Source organism: Streptomyces sudanensis (assembly GCF_023614315.1).
GTDB lineage: Bacteria > Actinomycetota > Actinomycetes > Streptomycetales > Streptomycetaceae > Streptomyces > Streptomyces sudanensis.
This window is the reverse complement of the sequence record NZ_CP095474.1, coordinates 4,005,178-4,025,724: the sequence shown is the minus strand read 5'-3', so window position 1 is coordinate 4,025,724 and position 20,547 is coordinate 4,005,178. Positions and strand designations below refer to the sequence as shown.

Genomic DNA, 20,547 nt, shown 5'->3' with positions numbered 1-20,547 from the left:
TGAAACCCTTTATACGGAGGTTCACGACGGTTCGCCGTTCGGGAGGCGGAGGACCGGGGGCGGCGGGGCAAGGCGGGCCAGCTCCTTCTCCAGGCCCCGGCCGCGGCCCCGCACGACCCGCGCGGCCACCTCGGAGAGCCTGCGGTTGGTGAGCTGGGAGACGCGCCGCAGCACGGCGTACGCCTCCTCGACGCCGCAGCCCAGGATGTGCATGACGATGCCGCCGGCCTGGTCGATGACCGGCCGGGAGCGCAGCGCGGTCTCCAGCTGGCCGACCTCGGTGAGGGCGGCGCGGTAGCGGCGGTCGCGGGCGAGGCCCGCGGTGGCCTCCTCGCCGAGGACCGCGGCGGGACCGCGGGCGGCGTCGGACAGCGAGCCGGGGCGGAAGCCGTACAGGTTGAGGGTGACCACGACGCCGTCGCGGCGGAACGGCAGCGTGGCGCTGGAGCGCACCCCGGCCCCGAGGGCGGCGGCGCGGTAGGCGGGCCACCGGTCGTCGTGGAGGAGGTCCCCGGCGACGACCGGCCCGCCGGTGTCGAGCGCCGCCCTGATGGGCCCGTCGCCGGATTCGACCTGGACGGTGACGAGGGCGGCGAGGTCGGGGTGGGTGGCGGTGGTGCGGCGCTCGTCGTGCTCCCGCTCCTCCCCCTCCTCGCCACCGAGGGTGGCGACCGCGCCGCAGCAGGCCGGGAGGGAGCGGACGCACTGCTCGGCGAGCTGCTGGAGGCGGCGTACGGCGAAGGGCGAGTCGGGTCCCTCGTACTCGGGCTCGATCGGCATGGGGGGTGGCGTCTCCTTCCGGATGTGCGGCTGCCCGGTGGGTGCCCGCGCTAACCACACCCGCGGGTGTCGTGCTCCCGGGAGGGAACCCGAGCCCGCCGGCCCCCTTGTGCGCGGCCGGAGTCGCGAGGCCGGCCCGCGGGGCCCGCCCACGTGCCGTGGGGGAAGCACCCGGACGGGGCCGTCGGAGGGGCGTGCGGCCGGTCGGCGAGGGGCGTGCGGCCGGGGCTGGCCGAGCGCGCAGCCCGGTGAGGCGGCGTCGGTACGGCGGGCCGACGGCATGTCCACCCCCGGCTCTGTTCGGGGTGGCCTGGTCGGTCAGGCGAGGGGAAACCTCGGAGGTGAACAACCCACGCGGTCACGTGCTGTTGCGCGGTCCGCCCGCATTCCTTCGGTTCGCCGGGGATGCGCGGCGGGATGTCCGGCCCCGGTTTGTTCGCGGCGTACCGGACGCACCGCGCGGTGGGCAGCCATTCGCCTCGGTCCGCCGAACGGCATTGCCGCCGCTCTCTCCCCCCACGGGCCGGAGTCGTCCCCGTGATCCTTCGTGCGTGCGCTCCCTGGCGATCTCGGCGGATCGGGCCGGACGGCCGATCGTGGCGGCGCTCCCGGGCTCCCCTCGGAGTCGCAGTGCTCGGCCGAGGGCACGCATGGACCGCACGAACCGAGGTGCCCGGAAACCTCGGGGCACCTCGATGATCACGCGGTGGCCGTTCCCGTCCTCACTCGGGTCCGACCCGAGATCGCGAACTCACGCGGGAGTGTCAGGCAGTCAACCCCGTGCGCTTCGCCATGGCCAGCAGGTCCGGTCGACTGCGCTGATGCATGACGAACAGCACTCGGAGCACCTCGCGGCTCATCGGGTGTATCTCAGCCATCTGCGGCGCGACCCGGAAAGTCCGCTTCAACGCGTCTTCCGCGCCGTGCAGGTCCTTCACTGCAAGCCGCGCACGGGCCAAGTCGATGTAGAAGCGCCCGACCCGATTCGGCTTCAACCCGGCTGGCGGGTGTCCCACCATGGGGGTTGCCATCTCCACGGCCTTGTCAGGCTGACCCAGTTCAATACGCGCTGCCAGCTCGTACAGCGCCGTGTTGCCCTCGCCGAAGGTGAGGTTGTGCACCAGGTGGTCCTGCGGAAGCCGGGCAGCCAACCGCTTGGCATGCCGAAGGTGTGCCTCGGTCGCGTTCTCGTCCTCGTGGCGTGAGGCCAGGACGACGCCGCGAAGGTGAAGTGAGCCGAGGACCACGACGGATTCGGGGCCGCTGGGACGGGCCGCCTCGAACTGGCTGATCGCTCGTTCGACGATCGCCAGCCCGTCATGGTAGGCACCGGCTGACTGATACGTACCCGACTCGTTCCAGGCTGCCGCAGCCTCGGCTGCCGGGTTCCAGGTCCGCTGCGCCGCCCACTGCTGGCGAGCCACGATCATGTCGGCAAGGTCCGGCTGCGCAAGTCGGTGCGCGACCGCGTAGGCACAGCCGTAAAGATCCGAGATCTGTCCCCACGCCACGGTGTCTCCACCGGCATCAAGCGCTGTCGCGGTGGCCTGGCCGAGCAGTTTCGGCAGCTCTCGAAGAAGCTCCAGGTACTTCGTCTCCGCACGCAGCTTGGCCGCCGACGCCAACCCCTTGGCCAGCTCATCGCGCGGTGGAGTGTCCTCCCTCGGCAGCGTGTGCCGTCGTACGGCCCCTCGCAGGTCGTTCAGCAGGTCGGCCTGTTTTGAGGGATCGGTGAACGGCTGACCGTTGATACGCGCGGTCGTGACGCGAAGCGCTCTGGCGGCAGCAGCCACAACCGGTGGCGTAGCGGGGCGAATACCGGTCTCGATCTTGCTCAAGTAGGAGACCGTGATCTTCATTTCACGCGCGAGCTCGGCCTGGCCAACGCCGCGCGCCTTGCGTAGGACCGCGATGTTTTCACCCGCAGCGGGCGTGCTCTCCATGTGTCCACTCTTTCACGTCAAGGGGTCGCACAGCTCAACTGGAGCCCGAGCAAAAGCCTTTGTGCATGATGTGTGTGAACTGGTCTTGGTCGCCGGTAGTTGACTAAACGCAGACGGTGAGCCGATCGGGAAAATCTCCATGGGACGAATGTTCGAAACCGGTGTTCGCCGGAATTCGACGGCCCGTGCGGTTCCGTCGTCAGGGCGTTGTGTGTCGCTCGGTCATACGCGCTCAACAAACCGAAGGGGCTTCGGCCTCGACACTGTGAGAGGAGGCGTGGGTGATCGTCTTGAGCGACCGCCGTCACGTAACGCAGGGCGGCGAAGTCGAGGGTACGCCACCCATGAATTCCGGCGTGCCCTTCCGGAAGACGACGGCTGCGGTGCATGACCGTGCGCCGTCGTCCCCTTGGCGCATGCTGCCTACCGGAGGCGCTGAAAGGGCCGAGGACTGGTGACTCCCCCGCGATGGACGACGCGACGATGTCCTTTCCGGCCGAACCACAGCATGTCGAGCAGATGCGGCGAATTACCGTCGCCCGCCTCAAGCGGTGCGGTTTCGCTTCACAGACCATCAGGGCTGCGGAACACGTGGTCAGTGAGCTCGTGACCAACGCGATCACGCACGGTCGCAGTGCCGAGATCGACTTCACGCTCGTCTGCGAGTTCGGTCGCGAAGTACGGATCGAGGTGGACGATCACTCGCCCGGCACGCTCCAGCCCAGGGTGGCCGGGCCGGATGACGAGAACGGCCGCGGACTGCTGCTCGTGGAGGCTTTCGCTCAGAGCTGGGGCCGTACAGGTACCCGCACCTGGTGCGTGGTGTCGGCGGGGGAGGCACAGGTTCCGCTCCCGAAGTTCGACCGGCTCCCTCCGATGCCGGAGCCCTGGTGCCCGACAGACCCCTTCCACCGGCCCGACCCTCCACCGCAGTAGGTTCCCCGGTCGGCTCCGCTCGTCTACTTGTCCCGTGGCAGGCGGGGGGCCTACGGTCGTCTGTGACACATTTCTGAAAAACCACTGAGGTTTTCCCAACGGCGCCCTGGCGCGGCGCGCGCGGGCGCCGGGTGAACACACCGCCGTCGAACTCGAGCAGCGACAAGGCACCCCGCAATACGTCACCCTCGGACCCGGGCGGATCGGCGACATCGCCCGAGCCGCCCTCGTCCTCGGCGGAGTCCGGAAGTGCCCACCGTTGAGAAAACCTCAGCAAGGCAGGCCCGATTCCGGTGGCGGAGTCCTCCGCGCCGCCGCGGTCACCCGGCCGCGGGTCCGCGACGGCATCTGCTCCTTTCCGCCACCGCGCTTCCTTTGTGCCGAGCCCGTCACTCCGCGTTCCGAACCCCGGTGCGGTCCACCGTCCGGGCGGACACCCCCGCCGGATCGGCGATGCCTTCGCGGCGGCGGCCCCGGCTCGCCCCGACACGATGGCGGCTCACCGGGCCACATCCGCGGTCACGGACCGGTCCGCCGGCAGCGTCCGCAATTCCGCGACCTGTGCAGGAGAAAGGTTCACCCGTTGTCCGACGTGTCGAAGAGGCTGGGGCGACATGAACCGGATCACGAGACACCAGGCGAGACACCCCGGTGGGTGCCCGGTGAAACGGCACGGCGGGCGGCGGGGTGCGGCACGGCGGGCGGCGGTGGCGGGGCGGGCCCGATTACCGCGCCGATATGCGGACACCAGGGCATACGGCCGCGAAGGGCGCACGGTCGTGCGTGCCGGAGTGCGGTGGCGGAGTGCGGTGGCGGAGCGGGAGCCGGGGCGGATGCGCCGGGAGGAGCGGGGGCCGTGGGATGAGCGAGACGGGCGCGTTCGGCGAGGACCTCGCGGACTTCGTCCGGCGGGTGGCGGAGCTGCGCAGTGCGCGGGCCCTGCCGCCGGAGGAGCGGCGGGGCGTGCTGGACGCCGCCCTGTTCGAGCTCCAGCACGCGGCGGAGACGCTGTGGCCCCGCTACGAGCGGCTGGCGGCGCGCGGCCCGGAGGGCACGTCGGCGGAGCGGCGGGAGCGCCAGTTGCTGAAGACGGTGTTCCAGCGGCTGCCGCTGCCCGTGGTGCTGGTCGACCGGGACACGGTCGTACGGCGGATGAACCTGGCGGCGACGACCCTCACCGGGGTGCGGGCCGGGTACGCGACGGGCCGCCCGCTGTCCGCGCTGCTCGTGCCGGGCGACCGGGCGCCGTTGCGCACGCAGGTCGCCGCCACGGCGCGCGGGGAGGGCGGCCGGAGCCTGACGGTGCGGCTCCAGCAGCGGCCCGGGGAGCCGGTGCGGGCCACGCTCGCCGCGCTGATCCTCCCCGGGGAGCCGCAGCAGACCGTGGTGGCCGTCCTCCAGCCGGGCGTCGCCGGCGCCGGGCCGACCGGGCCCGCCGGGATCGGCCGGCGCTCCGCCTCGGCGGGGGGCGCGGTGCTCCCCGCCGCCCCCCGGGCGCGGGGGCGGCGCCCCGGGGGCGTGCCGGACCTGGCCGAGGCCACCGAGCGGGCCGGGACGCTCGATCTGGTCGACGCCGTCGCGACGGCCCTGCTGCGCGGCGTCCCGGGGGACGCGCCGGGAGCACTGGAAGCCGCGGCGAGGGTGCTGCGCGGGCGGTTCGCGGACTGGGTGATCGCCGATCTGGCGGCGGGCGGGGCCGGTGCTCCGGTGCGCCGCGCTGCGGTGTTCGGGCCGCCGGGCGGCGGGGAGCTGGCGGCGGCGCTCGCCGGGCAGGACCCGGCGGGCTGCCCGCTGGTCGCCGAGGTCGCGGCGGGCGGTTCGGCGGTCCTGCAGGTGCGTCCCGAGGACGCGCTGGCGCTGGGCGTGGACGCCTCCGGGACGGCCGTGCTGGTGCGCGCCGAGGTCAGTTCGCTGCTGTGCGTGCCGGTCGTGGGCGCGGCTCCGGGCGGTGCCGGGGCGCCGGAGGTGCTGGGGGTGCTGACGCTGCTGCGCACCGGGGCGCGGCGGGCGTTCTCGATGGCGGAGGCGCAGGCCGCCGACGTGCTCTCCCGTCACGTCGGGCTGGCCATGCGCCGCCCCGCCCCGCCCGCGCCCTAGAGGCCCGCCGGGTCCGCCCGGCCGGAGGCGGGTGGACCCGGCGGGGTGCGGCGGCCTATGCGGCGTCCCGCATGATGTCCTCGCGCAGCCGGGTGCAGCAGCGGCTGATGAGGCGGCTGACGTGCATCTGGGAGATGCCGAGGTCCTCGGCTATGCGGCTCTGCGTCATGTCGCGGAAGAACCGCATATAGAGGATCTTCTGCTCGCGCTCGGGGAGCGTGCGCAGCCGCGGCTTGACGGCCTCGCGGTCGACGACCACGTCGAGGGCCGGGTCGGGCCCGCCGAGCGCGTCGACGAGGGTGTAGCCGTCCTCGGTGCCGGGCAGTTCGGCGTCGAGCGACAGGGCGGTGAAGCTGTCCAGGGCCTCCAGGCCGGCGACGGCCTCCTCCTCGGTCATCCCCGCCTTCTCGGCGATCTCCGCGACCGTGGGGGTGCGCCCGCCGATGGAGTACGACAGTTCCTGGTACGCCGCGCGGACCCGGCCGCGCAGGTCCTGCACCCGGCGCGGCACGTGCAGGGTCCACATGTGGTCCCGGAAGTGCCGCTTGATCTCGCCGGTGATGGTGGGCACGGCGAAGCTCTCGAAGGCCGCCCCGCGCGAGGGGTCGTAGCGGTCGACCGCCTTGACCAGGCCGAGGGCGGCGACCTGCTTGAGGTCCTCCAGCGCCTCGCCCCTGTTGCGGAACCGGCCGGCCAGCCGGTCCGCCATGGGCAGCCAGGCACTCACGATGTCCTGGCGCACGCGGTCCCTCTCCTCCCCCGGCGGCAGCGTCGCCAGACGCCTGAACGCCTCGGAGGTGTCGGGGGCGTCGTCGTGCGGATGCTTCGTGTGGGCGAGCGTAGGCATGTGGTTCTCAGCTCCCTGAACGGCGCCGACGGTTGGCTGTCACCCCGGGGAGGCCACCCGGCCCGGACGTGGGCAGGCACGTCCGAGCGGTGATCCGCTCCCACGGACGTGCCTCCGGTCCGAAGCACGAGGTGCGCCTGCCCGGGGCCCGCGGCGGCAAACGCCTTGGAACCACTCTCCGGGGACCCGCCCGCGGCGGCTTCCGCAGAACGGGTACGGGGCGCCGGCTGCCACTGGTCCCGCCGGTCGGTTCGGAGTGCGGGGCACGGTATATCCGCAGATCCGGCGCCCCCTCCCGGAAGCGCGGGGCCGGGGGGAGCACCGTGTCCGCACACGCCGTGACCTTCACCCATTCGGGTGAAGGTCGGCCTTGCCGGGGGTCCGGTCCGGCGCCGGAGCGGCCCGTTCCGAAGTTCCGGGTGCGGGGTCCCGGCTCCGGTCCGGGGTGCCGGCTCCACTCCGGGTCCCGGCTCCGGTCCGGGGTTCCGGTTCCACTCCGGGCTTCCAGGAGCGGTACGGCGGTGGCCGGGGTTCCGGGGGTGGTACGGCGGTGGCCGGGGTTCCGGGCGCCCGTCCGCCGGGCTTCAGGAGGAGGGCGCCTCGCCCCCTTCGACGGCCGGGCGGCCCTCCGCCTCGGTCGCGGGGTCGGCGGGTTCGGCCCGCAGGACCAGGTCCTCGTAGCCCGCCATCGCCATGACCACCGCGAGCATCACGACCGGCAGCAGCAGGGCGACCAGTACGGCCGTCACGTCCATCGCCCCCGTCCTTCCGTCCGGGCACATTCGGCCGCAGCGGCGAGTCCCCCCGCCCCCCGGGTGCAAACCCCGGCGGCCGTCCGGGGGCCGGGGTTTGCGGTGGCCGCGCCGGGTACCCGCCCGGCGACCGACACACCCGGCACCTGGGAGGGCGTCATGCAGCGAGGCAGCGACCGGCTCAGCCGGCGTCAGGACGACGCGATGAAGCACCAGCTCGAAGGGCTGCTCCGGTCCGGCCACCCCACCCGCGCGGAGGAGTGGCACGACCCCGAACCGGTGGCCGACGACGACCCGGAGCTGGCCCGCGGGCGCGTACCGGGCGACACGTTCGAGGCGCTGCGCCTGGAGCTGGCCCGGCACCTCGCCCGTACGCCGTTCCCGGCGCACCGGGGGGACCTGCTGCGCGTCCTGCGGGAGCGGCACGCCCCCGACCCCCTCGCCGAGCGGGTGGAGGAGCTCCCCGACGACCGCACGTACCGCAGTGTGCAGGACGTCGCGGTCGCGCTGCACCGCGGCTGACCGCGAGGCGACGGAAGGGAGGGACGAGGGCCGTGGCACAGCGCGTGAGGGAGGTCATGACGGCGGGCGCCGCCGCCGTCCGCCCCGACGCCTCGCTGGTGGAGGCGGCCCGGCTGATGCGGGCGCAGGACGTCGGCGACGTGCTGGTCGCCGACGGGGACCGGCTCGTCGGGGTGGTGACGGACCGGGACATCACCGTACGGGCGGTCGCCGAGGGCGCCGACCCGCTGACCGTGAGCGCCGGGGCGGTGTGCACCCCGGACCCCGTGTGCGTGGGCCCGGACGACGAGGTGGCCACCGCCGTGCGGCTGATGCGGCGGCACGCCGTGCGGCGGCTGCCGGTGGTCGAGGACGGCCGGCCGCTCGGCGTGGTCAGCCTCGGGGACCTGGCGGTCTCGCAGGCCCCGGGGTCGGCCCTGGCCGACATCAGCAGGGCGGAGCCGGACACCGGACCCGCGTGACGGACCAGGAGACGAGAGGGACGAGAGGGACGAGAGGAAGAGGAGGCAGTCGTGCGCATAGCGTTCCTCGTGGCGCCCGAGGGCGTCGAGCAGGTGGAGCTGACCAAGCCGTGGCAGGCGGTGACCGACGCCGGGGACTCCCCCGAGCTGGTCTCGACGGCCTCCGGGGAGGTGCGGGCCTTCCACCATCTGGACAAGGCCGACACCTTCCCCGTCGACCGGACGGTGGATGAAGTGTCGCCGGACCTCTACGACGCGCTGGTCCTGCCCGGCGGCGTCGCCAACCCCGACGCGCTCCGCATGGACGAGGGGGCCGTCGCCTTCGTCCGCGGCTTCTTCGAGGCGGGCAAGCCGGTCGCGGCGATCTGCCACGCGCCGTGGACCCTGGTCGAGGCGGACGTCCTGCGCGGGCGGCGGCTCACGTCCTGGCCGAGCCTGAGGACGGACGTCCGCAACGCGGGCGGCGAGTGGGTCGACGAGGAGGTCGTCGTCTGCGACGGGGGCCCCGGCGCCCTGGTCACCAGCCGCAAGCCGGACGACCTGCCGGCGTTCTGCTCGGCGTTCACCGAGGTGTTCCGCAAGGCCGGCGCCGGGGCCGCCTGACCGCCAGCACCCGTCCGGTGGGGGGCCGCCCGGAGACGTCCGGCCCCCTGCTCCCGGGCCGGCGGGGCGGACCGCGCCCCGCACCGCCACCGCCGCCGCCCCGCCTCAGGGGCGGCGGCCCAGCATGTTCAGCAGCCGGGTCTGCGCGTCGGCGCCGGGCGCCGCGGGCACCGGCTCGGCGAAGAGACCGGTGGCGGGCAGGGAGCCGGCGTACGGGGCGACCTCCCCGAGTGCGAAGTCCACCAGCGCCGGCGGCAGCCTTTCGTCGGCGCCGATCGCCCGGGACAGGTCCCAGGCGTGGACCACCGCGTCCGCCGTCATCTGCGAGCAGTAGGCGTGGGCCCGCGTGTCGCCGTACGACAGGTGCACCGTGCGGTCCAGGGCGCACTCCTCGCCGAAGGCGGCCCGCGCCTCCGCCGCGGCGCGGTCCCAGGCGGCGACCGGGTCGTCCCCCAGGACGTCGCCGTCGTACCGGCCGCCGACCTCCGCGATCGTCCGCCCCTCCCGCACCAGGGCGGGAACCCACGCCTGCTCGGCGGTCAGGTGGCCCACCAGATCGCGGACGGACCACTCGGCACACGGCGTGGGCGCGTCCCACCGGTCCGTGCCGATCGCGTGGACGCGCGACGAGACCAGGGCGAGCGCCTCCGCGTGCCGGGCGAGGAGCGGACTGCCGGACATGGGCCACCTCCGTGCGGGATCGGGCTTCCACTGTGGCCGGGGAGGGCGGCCCGCGCGGCACCGGCGCGCCCGTGGGACACCGGCGGGCCCGTGTGGCGCTCGGGCCCATGGGTACTCGGGCGCAACGGACATTCCGGCCTTCCGGGAGGGAATCATGCGACTTGCTTTTCTGACCGGCCTCTACGACCGTCCGGGCCCCTGGGCCAGCGTGTACCTCGACACGTCGCGGATGGACGAGTCCGCCCAGTGGCGGCAGGAGCTCATGGCGCGCAACGCCTGCGAGGAGCTCGCCGCGCAGGGCTGCGACGAGGCGACCGTGCGCGCCGTCCACGAGGCGCTGACGGACTGGCCTCGTCCCGCGGGCGAGGCCGGGCGCGCGGTGTTCGCCGCGCACGGCGAGGTCGTCCTCGACCCGTCGCTGGCCGTCCGGCCGCTCGCGCCCTCCCAGGTCTTCTGGTCGGCGCTGCCCCGCCTCGGGCCGTTGCTGGACCTGGCGGGGCAGGAGCCCGTCTGCCTGGTCGCCTACATCGACCGGGTCGGCGCCGACCTGGAACTGCGCAATCCCATCGGGGCGGTGCCGGCCGGGCAGGTGCAGGGCCGCGACTGGCCGCTGCGCCGCACCTCGAACGGCGCCTGGGACGAGCGCCACTTCCAGCTCAGCGTGGAGAACACCTGGGAGGAGAACGCCCAGAAGATCGCCGACGCGATCGCGGACGCCGTTCCGGAGCTGGGCGTCGACGTGGTCGTCCTGGCCGGCGACGTCCGGGAGCGGCGTTCGGTCCACGAGCGGCTGCCCGTCGGCCTGACGGTGGACGTGGTGGAGAGCGAGCACGGCGGCCGGGCCGCCGGTGCCGGGCGGGAGCGGCTCGACGAGGACGTACGGGCCGCCAAGGAGGCGTTCCTGCGGCGCACCGCCGAGACGGAGCTGGACCGGTTCCGGGCGGCCCGCGCCTCCGAGGGCGGGAGCGCGGCCGGGGCGTCCGCCGCCGAGGGCGTGCCCGCGCTGGTCGCGGCGGCCCGCGAGCACCGGATCGCGGAGCTGCTGATCCGGCCCGAGGGACCCGACGCGCACCGCCAGGTGTGGGTGGGCGCCCAGCCGGACCAGGTGGCGGTGCGCCGTACGGAGACGCAGTACCTGGGCGACACCGAGCCGCTGCCGGCCCGTGCGGACGACGCGCTGCTGCGGTCGGCGCTGACGGCGGGCGCGGACGTGCTGCGCGTGCGGCCGGAGATCGAGGACGACCTGCCGGTCGGTGGGCTCGGCGCGCTGCTGCGCTGGCCGTACGACGAGAAGGAGACCGAGGCGGCCACCATGTGACCCGCCCGGCCGACCGGCCGGGAGTCCACCCCGCCGATACGGGAGTCATCCCACCGGTACGGCGGTCCGCCCCGCCGGTGCAGCCGGTACGGCGGTCCGCCCCGCCGGTGTGCGAGTGCCCGTCGCCCTTGCCGGGGACGGGCACCGTCCGTGTGCGGGGCGGAACCACGCCACGCCCGCGGCCCGCCCGGGGGCCCGTCGGGGGCGGCGGTGCGGCGCGGTACGACAGGGGGCACCGGCGGCTCCCCGCGCGGTACGGGAGGAGGGCGCCGGCGTTTCCCGGCGCCCTCCTTGCCCGCCCGTGCGACGGCTCAGCGGGCGACGCCGCGCTCGACGAGGAGCCTCACCGCGGCGGCGATGGACCCGGCGTCGATGCCCGCCGCGCGGAGCTGCTCGTCCGGGGAGGCCGAGCCGGGCATGTCCCGCACGGCCAGCCGGGCCGTGCGGGGCGCCGGGCGGCCGTCCGCGAAGACCTCGGCCACGGCGTCGCCCAGGCCGCCCTGGGGGCGGTGGTCCTCGACGGTCAGCAGGCAGCCGGTCTCCGCGGCGGCCTCGACCAGCGTCTCCGCGTCGACGGGCTTGACCGAGTACAGGTCCACGACGCGGACCGGCACGCCCTCCCGCTCCAGCGCGTCGGCGGCCTTCAGGGCTTCGTGGACGGTGACGCCCGCCGCGACGATCGTGGCCCGGTCCCCGTCGTGTCGGCGGAGCACCTTGCTCCCGCCGATCGGGAACTCCTCGTCGGGGCCGTACAGGACGGGCAGGTCACCGCGCGTGGTGCGCAGGTACCGGATGCCGTCGAGGCCCGCCATGGCGGCCACCAGGCGGGCCGTCTGGTTGGCGTCGCACGGGTAGAGGACGGTGCTGCCGTGGACGGACCGGAGCATCGCCAGGTCCTCCAGGCCCATCTGGGAGGGGCCGTCGGGGCCGATGGCGACGCCGGCGTGCGAGCCGACGAGGTTGATCCCGGCCCGGCCGACCGCGGCCATGCGGACGAAGTCGTGGGCGCGGGTGAGGAACGCGGCGAACGTCGAGGCGTACGGCACGTACCCGCGGGCGGCCAGGCCGACCGCGGCGGCGACCATCTGCTGTTCGGCGATGTAGCACTCGAAGTACCGGTCGGGGTGGGCCTTGGCGAAGAACTCCGTCCGCGTCGAGTCGCCCACCTCCGCGTCGAGGGCGACGACCCGGCCGAGGGCGGAGCCGACCGCTTCGAGGGCGTGCCCGTAGGCGGTGCGGGTGGCGACCTCGTCGCCCACGTCGAACCGCGGCAGTTCGGGGGCGGCGTCCCGCGGCGCGGCGGGCGGTCCGCCGTCCGGCGGGGCCTGGACCCGCACGCGCGCGCCGCGCACCCCGCCGAGTTCGCCGATCGCCGCGGCGGCGTCCTTCAGGGGCTTGCCGTGCAGGCCCTCCCGGTCCTCCGCGGCCTGGACGCCGTGGCCCTTGCGGGTGCGGGCGAGGATCGCGGTGGGGCGCCCGGTGGTGGAGGCGGCCTCGGCGAAGGCGGCGTCGAGCGCCTCCACGTCGTGCCCGTCGACCTCGACCGTGTGCCAGCCGAAGGCCGCGAGGCGGCGCGCGTAGGCGTCCAGGTCGTGCCCGTGGCGGGTGGGGCCGCGCTGGCCCAGCCGGTTGACGTCCACCACGAGGGTGAGGTTGTCGAGGTGTTCGTACGCGGCGTGCTCGGCGGCCTCCCAGACCGAGCCCTCCGCCATCTCGCTGTCGCCGGACAGGACGTACACCCGGTACGGCAGCCGGTCCAGGCGCCGCCCGGCCAGGGCCATGCCGACGGCGACGGGCAGGCCCTGGCCCAGGGAGCCGGTCGCCACGTCCACCCACGGCAGCCGGGGCGTGGGGTGCCCCTCCAGGCGGCTGCCGAGGGTGCGGTACGTCAGCAGCTCGTCCTCGCCGATGGCGCCCGCGGCCCGGTACAGGGCGTACAGCAGGGGCGAGGCGTGGCCCTTGGAGAGGACGAGGCGGTCGTTGGCGGGGTGGTCGGGGCGGTCGAAGTCGTAGCGCAGGTGGTGCGCGAGCAGGACGGCCGCGATGTCGGCCGCCGACAGGGAGGACGTGGGGTGCCCGGAGCCGGCCGCGTCCGACACGCGCACCGCGTCGGCGCGCAACTGCTGGGCCAGGTCGGCGAGTTCCTCGGTCCGCATGTCACTCCTCGCGGCGCCCGGAACCGGTCTTGGCCAGTTCGGGGGACGCCGTGTCGAGGGGGACCTGCCAGGAGCGGACCAGGCCGAGCTGCACCGCCTGGCGGGGCAGCGCCGCGTCGAGCAGCCAGTCGGCGGCCACCCTCACCCGGTTGCCGGGCATGGCGGCCAGGTGGTAGCCGCGGGTGACGGCCCCGGCGAGGATCCCCGACAGGGGGACGCCCAGGGGGTTGGCGGCGGCCTTGACCCCGCCGAGGTCGACGGCGAAGCCCAGGTCGCTGTGCCGGTACGGGACGGGGTCGCCGACGCCGAGGGAGGCGGCGACGTTGCGGGCCGCCACCTTGCCCTGCCGGGACGCGTGCTGCGCGGTCATGGGCGTGAACTCGCCGGGGCGGTGCAGGTCCGGTACGGCGGCGGCGTCGCCGCACGCGAAGACGCCCGGCCGTCCCGGCACCTCCAGCTGGGGCGTGACGACGAGCCGGCCGCGTTCGACGGGCAGGCCGAGCTCGGAGACGAGCGGGTCGGGGCGCACGCCGACGCACCAGATGAGGGAGCGCGTCTCGACGAACTCCCCGGTGTCGAGGAGGACTCCCTCCCGGGTGGACTCCTTGACGGAGGTGCCCATGCGCACGTCGACGCCGCGCGAGCGGAGCACCTGGTCGGCCGTGTCGGACAGGCGCCTGTCGAGGCCGGGCAGGACGCGGTCGGCGACGTCGAGCAGCATCCAGCGGGGCCGGGCGTTCTCGGGCCAGGCGGGGTGCTTGCGGACCAGCGCGTCGGTGAACATCTTGCCGTGGGCGGCGACCTCCGTGCCGGTGTACCCGGCGCCCACCACGACGAAGGTGCAGCGCGAGGTGCATTCGGCCGGGTCGGCGGCGGACGCCGCGAGTTCCACCTGGCGGGTGATGTGGTCGCGCAGGTAGAGCGCTTCGGGCAGGCCGCGGAAGCCGGTGGCGTTCTCCGCCACGCCGGGGATGGGCAGCAGCTTGCTGACGCTGCCGACGGCGAGGACGAGCCGGTCGTAGCCGAGTTCGCCCGCCGTGCCCTCCGGGTCGGTGTAGTGGACCCGCTTCGTTTCGAGGTCGACGTGGCCGGCCTCGCCGAGGACGAGCCGCACGTGGCGCAGCGTGCCGGGCAGCGACACGGTGACGCGGCGGGGCTCCAGGATGCCGGCGGCGACCTGGGGCAGCAGCGGCAGGTAGAGGAAGTAGTCCGTGGGGTTGAGCAGGACGATCTCGGCGCGTCCGCGCAGGGTGCGGGAGAGTTCGCGGGCGGTCTGGTAGCCGGCGAACCCGGCTCCGACGATCAGGACGCGCGGGCGGCGCCGCGGCTGGGTGGTCACTGGGCCTCCCGTGGATGGGTTGCGGTTCAGGCTCGGTGGTGCGGTGCCTCCGGGTCGGTGGGCGGCTCGGCGGTGGGCGGCGCGGCCGTGGGCGGCTCCACCGGCTCGGCGGCGAGCGGTTCGGCGGTGGGCGGTTCCACCGGTTCGGCCGCCTCGGGCGGGGCGNNCGGGCNGGCGNGGTGCCGGGCGCGANGACGCGCACCTCGTCCGGCTCGTCGCCCGGCCGGTGCTCCGCACCCGATCCGGCGGTCTCCGGTTCCGGCGTCCGGCGGCGTTCGGCGGTGCGGGCGGCGGCACGGCGGACCACCGTCGCGAGCGCGGCCAGCAGCGCGCCCCCGAGCACGGCGCCGGCCGTCCGCGTCGGCCGCCGGGACCGCGTGGTCTTCTTCGTCATGCGACGCCGGGTACCCGGGGGGCCGCGCGGTTAACAGCGGTACGCCGAATGCCCGGCCCGTACGGGGCGGTCCCCTGGACTCCGGCCCCCCCCGGCTCCCGGGCCTTCCGGGCCTTCGGGGTGAGGAGGGCGAAGATCGTGCGAGGAGGCGCACAGGCCGGGCGGGGCGGGGCCGTCCTCCCGACGGGGCCGAGCCGAGCCCCGATGCGGACCTGGGCGTACGAGCCGGGGTCGTACGGGACCAGGGGCGTACGGGACCGGGGCGTACGGGCCGGAGCGCGACCGGTGGAGCGCTCGCCGGGCGGGGCGGCGGCGGGTCCGCCGGAGCACGCGAGCGGGATCTCCCGCCGGGCGGGATCCCGTCCAACTACCCTGACCGGCATGGAGATCCTCGGTACCACACTGCGCGTCTGCGTCGACGACCTGGACGCCGCGACGGCGTTCTACGAGCGGCTCACGGGAGCGCCGGCGCTGCGGTTCGAACGCGGCGGGGTCCGCGTCGCGGCGGTCGGCTGCTTCCTGCTGATGAGCGGCCCCGAATCGGAGCTGGAAGTGCTGCGCAAGGTCGGCGCGACGATCGCGGTGGCCGACGTGGACGTGGCGCACGCGACCCTGACGGAGGTGGGCGCGAGGGTCGTGGCGGGCCCGGTGCCGACGCCGGTGGGGCGCAACCTGATCGCGATCCACCCGGACGGCTCCGTCTTCGAGTACGTGGACCGCCGCACCCCGTAGGGACGGGGGGAGAAGCGGACCGAGGCGGCCCCGGGGCCCCGGGCGCGGGCACCGGGGCCGGTCTCCACCGGGACGGACGCGACCACGACGAGGGTCAGCGACGAGGGACGTCGACCGGCGGGAGGGGCATCTCGGCGGTGATCGCCCAGCGTTCGTGGTCGCGCCACTCGCCGCCGACGCGGAGCATCGCCGGGGAGTAGCCCTCCCGCCGGAAGCCGGCGCGGCGGACGAGGGCGAGCGAAGCGGCGTTCCCGGGCTGGATGTTGGCCTCCAGCCGGTGCAGGCCGAGGGGGCCGAAGGCGTGGCGCAGGACGAGCGCGAGGGCCTCGCTCATCAGGCCGCGTCCGGCGGCGTGCGCGAAGGCGCCGTACCCGAGGGCTCCGCACTCGAAGGAGCCCCGCACGATGTTGTTGACGGTGACGAACCCGGCGATGGAGCCGTCGTGTTCGCACACCAGGTGGCCGAGGCGGGCCGGGTCCTCGACGAGGGCGCGGACGTACGCGGCGTACGCGGTGGGGGTGCCGGGCGGGAAGAGCCAGGGCCGGTGCAGGTCCTCGCTCTCCCGGACCCGGGCGGTGAACTCGTCGGCGTCCTCGTACCGGAAGGGCCGCAGCCCGACACGGGGACCCTGGACCGGGCAGGCGGGGCGAGGGAGCGGGACGTCGGGCACCGGGCCAGCATAGGTCGCGGCCACCGGGCCCGCACTTGTCAGACAGGAGCGGATTGCCCGGCGCCCCCGCACCGCATACCGTACGGGTGATCGACCGACGCGGGACGGGGCAGGGAGGTGCGGCGGTGGCCGGTGCGGAGCGACGGCGTCCGGTCGTGGTGCTGTACGAGCGGATCGCCGAGGCGATCCATGCCGGGACGTACCCGCCCGGCTCCACCCTGCCGTCCGAGCCGCGCCTCGCCGCCGAGCTGGGCGTCAGCCGCCCCGCGCTGCGCGAGGCGCTGCTGCTGCTCCAGGAGGACGGGCTGCTGTCGGTGCGCCGGGGGGTGGGCCGCACCGTCAACCGGCCGCCCCGGCGGGGGTTCGAGCGCCTGCGGCCGCTTGAGGAGCTGCTCGGCGCCGGCTCCCCCGCCCGGGTGCGGGCGCTGCTGCGGACCGTGGAGGAGCCGACCGACTTCACCGCGCAGCACCTGCTCGTCCCGGTGCGGGCCGAGGTGCGGTTCTGGGAGTCGCTGTTGGCGGCGGAGGACACGGCGGCGGCGCTCAGCCAGGAGTGGGCGGCGCCCGACGGGGTGCTGGAGCGAGTCCACCCGGCGTTCGCGGCGGCCCTGCGGGACGCGCCGGCGCAGGACGCGTCGATGCTGGCGGTGCTGGCCGGGGCGTCGCGCGGGACGGCGCTCGAAGGGCACGGCGCGGTGACGGCGAGCCTGCTGGGCCGGCGGCGCGGGGAGCAGTTGGGCCGGGCGGCCGACACGCCCGCGGTGCTGGTCACCCAGGTGGTGCGGGCGGGCGGGGTCCCGGTCCTGGCGGCGAAGCACGTACTGCCCGCGGGCGCGGGCGCGCTGCCGGTCCTCCAGTCGCTCTGAACGTCCGCCGGGCGGGCCTCCGGTCACGGCGTCCGCCGGTGGCGGTGTCCTACACTCCCGTCATGCACTTGTCTGACAACTCCGCCTCGTCCGTGTCCGTCGCCGACTGGATCCGCCGCGCCCCCAAGGCGGTGCTCCACGACCACCTGGACGGCGGTCTGCGCCCCGCCACGGTCGTCGAGCTGGCCCGTGCGTGCGGCTACACCGGTCTGCCCTCCGAGGACCCGGCCGAGCTGGCCGGGTGGTTCCGGGACGCCGCCGACTCCGGTTCGCTGGAGCGGTACCTGGAGACGTTCGCCCACACCTGCGCGGTCATGCAGACCCGCGAGGCCCTCTTCCGGGTCGCGGCCGAGTGCGCCGAGGACCTGGCGGCGGACGGGGTCGTCTACGCCGAGGTGCGCTACGCGCCCGAGCAGCACCTGACGGCCGGGCTGGCGCCGCACGAGGTCGTCGAGGCCGTCAACGAGGGCTTCCGCGAGGGCGAGCGCCGGGCCGGGGGCCGGATCACCGTGCGGACCCTGCTCACCGGGATGCGCCACACGGACCGCTCCGCGGAGATCGCCGAGCTGACCGTCGCGTACCGGGACCGCGGCGTCGCCGGCTTCGACATCGCGGGGGGCGAGGCCGGCAACCCGCCCTCCCGCCACCTGGCCGCCTTCCGGTACCTCAAGCGGCACAACTGCCACTTCACCATCCACGCGGGCGAGGCGGCCGGCGCCGAGTCGATCCACGAGGCCGTGCAGGTGTGCGGCGCCGAGCGGATCGGGCACGGCGTGCGGATCACCGACGACATCGCCGCCGACGGCACCTTGGGCCACCTCGCCGCGTACGTCCGCGACAACCGCATCGCCCTGGAGGTCTGCCCGACCTCCAACCTCCAGACGGGCGCCGCGAAGGACTACGCCTCCCATCCGGTCGACCTGCTGCGCCGCCTGGGCTTCCGCGTCACCGTCAACACGGACAACCGGCTGGTGTCGGGCACCACCATGAGCGAGGAGTTCCAGCACCTGGTGAACGCCTTCGGCTACGGCCCGGAGGTGTTCGAGGAGTTCACCGTCGCCGCCGTCGAGGCGGCCTTCCTGCCGCTGCCGGAGCGCCGCCGGATCGTCGAGGAGGTCGTCCGCCCCGGTTACGCGGCGCTCCGCCCGGCCGGCTGACCGCCATCGGGCGGACGGCCGGCGCCGGGCGGCGCGCCGCAGCGGCTCGGTGGACCGCTGGGCGCGCGACATGATCACCGCCCCCTCGACCATGCCGACCGCGGCCGTCGCCAGGGCCCGCGCTCCGGTGCGGCTCCGCTCCCGGGCCCCGGGGCGGGCGCTTTGGGCCGGGTCAGACGCCGCGCAGGCAGTGGTCGAGGACGCGGACGCCGAAGTGCAGCGCGTCGACCGGGACGCGCTCGTCGACGCCGTGGAACAGCGCCTGGTAGTCGAAGCCGACGGGCAGCTTCAGCGGCGCGAAGCCGTAGCCGACGATGCCCAGCCGGGAGAACTGCTTGGCGTCGGTGCCGCCGGACATGCAGAACGGCAGGACGCGCGCGTCCGGGTCGAAGCGCTCGATGGAGGCGCGCAGCACGGCGTACGTCGGGGAGTCGACCGGCGCTTCCAGGGGGATCTGCCGGTGGTGGAACTCCCAGTCCACGCCGGGGCCGGTCAGTTCGTCGAGGGTGGCGGTGAACTCCTCCTCGCCGCCCGGCACGATCCGCCCGTCGACGTGCGCGCCGGCGGACCCGGGGATGACGTTCACCTTGTACCCGGCGTGCAGCATCGTCGGGTTGGCGCTGTTGCGCAGGGTCGCCTCGACCAGGGCGGCGGCCGGGCCCAGCGTGGTGAGCAGGCCGTCGATGTCGAAGTCCGGGTCGTCCAGGTCGGGTGCGTCGACGCCGTGCAGGGCGGCCAGTTCGGTGAGCGCGGCCCGGACGGTGGTGGTGAGGCGTACCGGCCACCGGTGCTCGCCGATCCGGGCGACGGCGGCGGCGAGGCGGGTGACGGCGTTCTCCCGGTTGACCTTGGAGCCGTGCCCCGCCCTGCCCCGCGCGGTCAGCCTGAGCCAGGCCGTGCCGCGCTCGCCCGCGCCGATCGGGTACAGCGTCAGGTGCGGGCCGGCGTGGAAGGTGTACGCGCCGGACTCGCCGATCCCCTCGGTGCAGCCCTCGAACAGTTCGGCGTGCCGGTCGGCGAGGAAGCCCGCGCCGTCCTCGGCGCTCGCCTCCTCGTCGGCGGTGTACGCGAGGACGATGTCGCGGCGCGGCCGGACGCCGCAGCGCGCCCAGTCGCGGACGACGGCGAGGACCATCGCGTCCGTGTTCTTCATGTCGACGGCGCCGCGTCCCCACACGACGCCGTCGCGGACCTCCCCGGAGAACGGGTGGACGGTCCAGTCGGCGGGTTCGGCGGGGACCACGTCGAGGTGGCCGTGGACGAGCAGCGCGTCGGCGGACGGGTCGGTGCCCTCCAGGCGGGCGACGACGTTGGTGCGGCCCCGGGTGCGTTCCAGCAGGCGCGGTTCGAGGCCGGCGTCGGCGAGCCGCTCGGCGACGTACTCGGCGGCGGGCCGCTCCCGGCAGTCGCCGCCGCCGCGGTTGGTGGTGTCGATCCGGATGAGGTCGGAGGTGAAGGCCACCACCTCCTCGAACGCGGCCTCCCCGGGGGCCGGCCCGTCCGCCGGGCGGTGCTCCCGCCCCCGCTCCTGAAGCGTCCGGTCAGCCATACTGCTCCTCCACCGCGGCCGAGACGATCGTGGTGACCGCCTTGAAGGTGCGGATGGTCGTGTACATCGTCTCGCCGGTGTACGCGATCCGCCGTTCGCCGCTCACCGCCACCCCGGGGACGACGGTGGCGGCCGCGGCGAGGTGGTCCGCGTCGAACTCCAGCTCCACGGTGTACGGGCCGCCGCGCACCGGTTCGTGCCGCACGGCGAGGCGCGCGGCGTCCTTCGCCGCGGCGTGGATGTCGGCGGCCGTCCGCTCGGGGGTGCGGCAGATCGCCGCGTACCGCGACACGTGGTCCTTCACGGCGACCGTGCGCGCCCCGGGGGCGTAGCCGAGAGCGTCCTTGCAGGTCAGGTCGTCGCCGGTGACGAGGACGACGGGGACGCCGAACTCGGCGGCGACGTGCGCGTTGAGGTGTCCCTCGCCGGCGCGGACGCCGTTGAGCCAGACGCCGGTGACGGAGTTGGCGAGGTAGGTGTGGGCGAGGACGCCCTCGCTGCCGGCTCCCGTGTGGTACCCGACGAAGGCGACGCCGTCGACATCGCCGTACTGGACGCCCTCGACCATGGAGAGCGCCTTGTGCCGGCCGGTCAGCATCCGGGCGCGCGGGTCGAGCCGTTCGAGGAGGAGGTTGCGCATCGTCCAGTGGGCCTCGTTGACGAGGACCTCGTCCGCGCCGCCGTCGAGGAAGCCGCGGACGGCCGCGTCGACGTCGGAGGTGAACATCGCCCGGCAGCGCTCCC

At 75.0% G+C, this 20,547-nt stretch carries 19 protein-coding genes and 2 pseudogenes; 9 read left to right on the top strand and 12 right to left on the bottom strand.

The window, feature by feature from the left end:
• Window positions 1–21: 21 nt before the first annotated feature.
• On the bottom strand, window positions 22–780 hold the full coding sequence (locus tag MW084_RS18500; protein ID WP_010469466.1) for an ANTAR domain-containing response regulator: 759 nt from the start codon (window positions 778–780) through the stop codon (window positions 22–24).
• Window positions 781–1,544: 764 nt separating this feature from the next.
• A complete protein-coding gene (locus MW084_RS18495; protein WP_010469468.1) occupies window positions 1,545–2,723 on the bottom strand; it encodes a helix-turn-helix domain-containing protein in 1,179 nt (392 codons plus the stop codon).
• A gap of 468 nt (window positions 2,724–3,191) precedes the next feature.
• On the opposite strand from MW084_RS18495, the gene MW084_RS18490 reads away from it, so the two are divergent.
• A complete protein-coding gene (locus tag MW084_RS18490; RefSeq protein WP_010469470.1) occupies window positions 3,192–3,659 on the top strand; it encodes an ATP-binding protein in 468 nt (155 codons plus the stop codon).
• Window positions 3,660–4,520: 861 nt separating this feature from the next.
• Window positions 4,521–5,756: a PAS domain-containing protein gene (locus MW084_RS18485; protein ID WP_010469472.1), complete on the top strand. Its 1,236-nt coding sequence runs from the start codon at window positions 4,521–4,523 to the stop codon at window positions 5,754–5,756.
• A gap of 55 nt (window positions 5,757–5,811) precedes the next feature.
• Here the strand turns inward: MW084_RS18485 and MW084_RS18480 are convergent, their stop codons facing one another.
• Together MW084_RS18480 and MW084_RS18475 are read right to left on the bottom strand one after the other, a co-directional pair.
• Window positions 5,812–6,603, bottom strand: a complete 792-nt coding sequence (locus MW084_RS18480) for an RNA polymerase sigma factor SigF (protein WP_010469475.1) — start codon at window positions 6,601–6,603, stop codon at window positions 5,812–5,814.
• A 584-nt stretch (window positions 6,604–7,187) separates the two neighbouring features.
• The gene (locus MW084_RS18475) at window positions 7,188–7,358 is read right to left on the bottom strand and encodes a hypothetical protein (RefSeq protein ID WP_158684304.1); all 171 of its coding nucleotides are present in this window, start codon (window positions 7,356–7,358) and stop codon (window positions 7,188–7,190) included.
• A 156-nt stretch (window positions 7,359–7,514) separates the two neighbouring features.
• On the opposite strand from MW084_RS18475, the gene MW084_RS18470 reads away from it, so the two are divergent.
• The 3 genes from MW084_RS18470 to MW084_RS18460 are packed head-to-tail and all read left to right on the top strand — an operon-like array spanning window position 7,515 to window position 8,941.
• Window positions 7,515–7,877 carry a DUF2795 domain-containing protein gene (locus MW084_RS18470; protein ID WP_029553370.1) on the top strand — a complete coding sequence of 121 codons (363 nt, stop codon included), beginning with the start codon at window positions 7,515–7,517 and terminating at the stop codon, window positions 7,875–7,877.
• Window positions 7,878–7,909: 32 nt separating this feature from the next.
• Window positions 7,910–8,338 carry a CBS domain-containing protein gene (locus MW084_RS18465; RefSeq protein WP_010469480.1) on the top strand — a complete coding sequence of 143 codons (429 nt, stop codon included), beginning with the start codon at window positions 7,910–7,912 and terminating at the stop codon, window positions 8,336–8,338.
• 51 nt (window positions 8,339–8,389) lie between these two features.
• Entirely contained in the window at window positions 8,390–8,941 is a 552-nt protein-coding gene (locus tag MW084_RS18460; RefSeq protein WP_010469482.1) for a type 1 glutamine amidotransferase domain-containing protein, read from the top strand.
• Window positions 8,942–9,046: 105 nt separating this feature from the next.
• On the opposite strand, the gene MW084_RS18455 is transcribed toward MW084_RS18460, so the two are convergent.
• A complete protein-coding gene (locus MW084_RS18455) occupies window positions 9,047–9,622 on the bottom strand; it encodes a TIGR03086 family metal-binding protein (RefSeq protein ID WP_010469485.1) in 576 nt (191 codons plus the stop codon).
• A gap of 154 nt (window positions 9,623–9,776) precedes the next feature.
• Between MW084_RS18455 and MW084_RS18450 the strand changes: the two genes are divergently transcribed.
• A complete protein-coding gene (locus MW084_RS18450; protein ID WP_029553371.1) occupies window positions 9,777–10,940 on the top strand; it encodes a baeRF2 domain-containing protein in 1,164 nt (387 codons plus the stop codon).
• 311 nt (window positions 10,941–11,251) lie between these two features.
• Here MW084_RS18450 and MW084_RS18445 read toward each other — a convergent pair whose 3' ends face one another.
• The 3 genes and pseudogenes from MW084_RS18445 to MW084_RS18435 all read right to left on the bottom strand — a co-directional run.
• Window positions 11,252–13,096: a transketolase gene (locus MW084_RS18445; RefSeq protein WP_010469488.1), complete on the bottom strand. Its 1,845-nt coding sequence runs from the start codon at window positions 13,094–13,096 to the stop codon at window positions 11,252–11,254.
• Window position 13,097: 1 nt separating this feature from the next.
• Window positions 13,098–14,435, bottom strand: coding sequence for an NAD(P)/FAD-dependent oxidoreductase (locus tag MW084_RS18440; protein WP_010469490.1), 1,338 nt, complete (start codon window positions 14,433–14,435; stop codon window positions 13,098–13,100).
• A 193-nt stretch (window positions 14,436–14,628) separates the two neighbouring features.
• Window positions 14,629–14,829: pseudogene (locus MW084_RS18435) on the bottom strand (hypothetical protein); the annotation flags it as partial.
• Between the two features lie 381 nt (window positions 14,830–15,210).
• Here MW084_RS18435 and MW084_RS18430 point away from each other — a divergent pair.
• Window positions 15,211–15,561, top strand: coding sequence for a VOC family protein (locus tag MW084_RS18430; RefSeq protein ID WP_010469494.1), 351 nt, complete (start codon window positions 15,211–15,213; stop codon window positions 15,559–15,561).
• A 94-nt stretch (window positions 15,562–15,655) separates the two neighbouring features.
• On the opposite strand, the gene MW084_RS18425 is transcribed toward MW084_RS18430, so the two are convergent.
• Window positions 15,656–16,231 carry a GNAT family N-acetyltransferase gene (locus MW084_RS18425; protein ID WP_010469496.1) on the bottom strand — a complete coding sequence of 192 codons (576 nt, stop codon included), beginning with the start codon at window positions 16,229–16,231 and terminating at the stop codon, window positions 15,656–15,658.
• Window positions 16,232–16,356: 125 nt separating this feature from the next.
• Here MW084_RS18425 and MW084_RS18420 point away from each other — a divergent pair, with 125 nt between their 5' ends.
• On the top strand, window positions 16,357–17,097 hold the full coding sequence (locus tag MW084_RS18420; protein ID WP_010469498.1) for a GntR family transcriptional regulator: 741 nt from the start codon (window positions 16,357–16,359) through the stop codon (window positions 17,095–17,097).
• A gap of 62 nt (window positions 17,098–17,159) precedes the next feature.
• A complete protein-coding gene (locus MW084_RS18415; RefSeq protein WP_029553372.1) occupies window positions 17,160–18,254 on the top strand; it encodes an adenosine deaminase in 1,095 nt (364 codons plus the stop codon).
• Window positions 18,255–18,290: 36 nt separating this feature from the next.
• On the opposite strand, the pseudogene MW084_RS24630 reads toward MW084_RS18415, so the two are convergent.
• The 3 genes and pseudogenes from MW084_RS24630 to MW084_RS18405 form a co-directional block, all read right to left on the bottom strand.
• Window positions 18,291–18,377: pseudogene (locus MW084_RS24630) on the bottom strand (LmrA/YxaF family transcription factor); the annotation flags it as partial.
• A gap of 49 nt (window positions 18,378–18,426) precedes the next feature.
• Window positions 18,427–19,803 (bottom strand): M20/M25/M40 family metallo-hydrolase, encoded by a 1,377-nt coding sequence (locus MW084_RS18410; RefSeq protein WP_010469502.1) that lies wholly within the window; start codon window positions 19,801–19,803, stop codon window positions 18,427–18,429.
• Window positions 19,796–20,547: M55 family metallopeptidase (locus MW084_RS18405; protein ID WP_275563690.1), on the bottom strand; the 752-nt coding region annotated here is incomplete at its 5' end. The genes MW084_RS18410 and MW084_RS18405, both read right to left, overlap by 8 nt.

Excerpts from the sequence above, each read along its gene's own strand:
- MW084_RS18500 (WP_010469466.1), bottom strand. The coding sequence starts at position 780 with ATGCCGATCGAGCCCGAGTACGAGGGACCCGACTCGCCCTTCGCCGTA.
- MW084_RS18495 (WP_010469468.1), bottom strand. The coding sequence starts at position 2,723 with ATGGAGAGCACGCCCGCTGCGGGTGAAAACATCGCGGTCCTACGCAAG.
- MW084_RS18490 (WP_010469470.1), top strand. The coding sequence starts at position 3,192 with ATGGACGACGCGACGATGTCCTTTCCGGCCGAACCACAGCATGTCGAG.
- MW084_RS18485 (WP_010469472.1), top strand. The coding sequence starts at position 4,521 with ATGAGCGAGACGGGCGCGTTCGGCGAGGACCTCGCGGACTTCGTCCGG.
- MW084_RS18480 (WP_010469475.1), bottom strand. The coding sequence starts at position 6,603 with ATGCCTACGCTCGCCCACACGAAGCATCCGCACGACGACGCCCCCGAC.
- MW084_RS18475 (WP_158684304.1), bottom strand. The coding sequence starts at position 7,358 with ATGGACGTGACGGCCGTACTGGTCGCCCTGCTGCTGCCGGTCGTGATG.
- MW084_RS18470 (WP_029553370.1), top strand. The coding sequence starts at position 7,515 with ATGCAGCGAGGCAGCGACCGGCTCAGCCGGCGTCAGGACGACGCGATG.
- MW084_RS18455 (WP_010469485.1), bottom strand. The coding sequence starts at position 9,622 with ATGTCCGGCAGTCCGCTCCTCGCCCGGCACGCGGAGGCGCTCGCCCTG.
- MW084_RS18450 (WP_029553371.1), top strand. The coding sequence starts at position 9,777 with ATGCGACTTGCTTTTCTGACCGGCCTCTACGACCGTCCGGGCCCCTGG.
- MW084_RS18445 (WP_010469488.1), bottom strand. The coding sequence starts at position 13,096 with ATGCGGACCGAGGAACTCGCCGACCTGGCCCAGCAGTTGCGCGCCGAC.
- MW084_RS18430 (WP_010469494.1), top strand. The coding sequence starts at position 15,211 with ATGGAGATCCTCGGTACCACACTGCGCGTCTGCGTCGACGACCTGGAC.
- MW084_RS18415 (WP_029553372.1), top strand. The coding sequence starts at position 17,160 with ATGCACTTGTCTGACAACTCCGCCTCGTCCGTGTCCGTCGCCGACTGG.
- MW084_RS18410 (WP_010469502.1), bottom strand. The coding sequence starts at position 19,803 with ATGGCTGACCGGACGCTTCAGGAGCGGGGGCGGGAGCACCGCCCGGCG.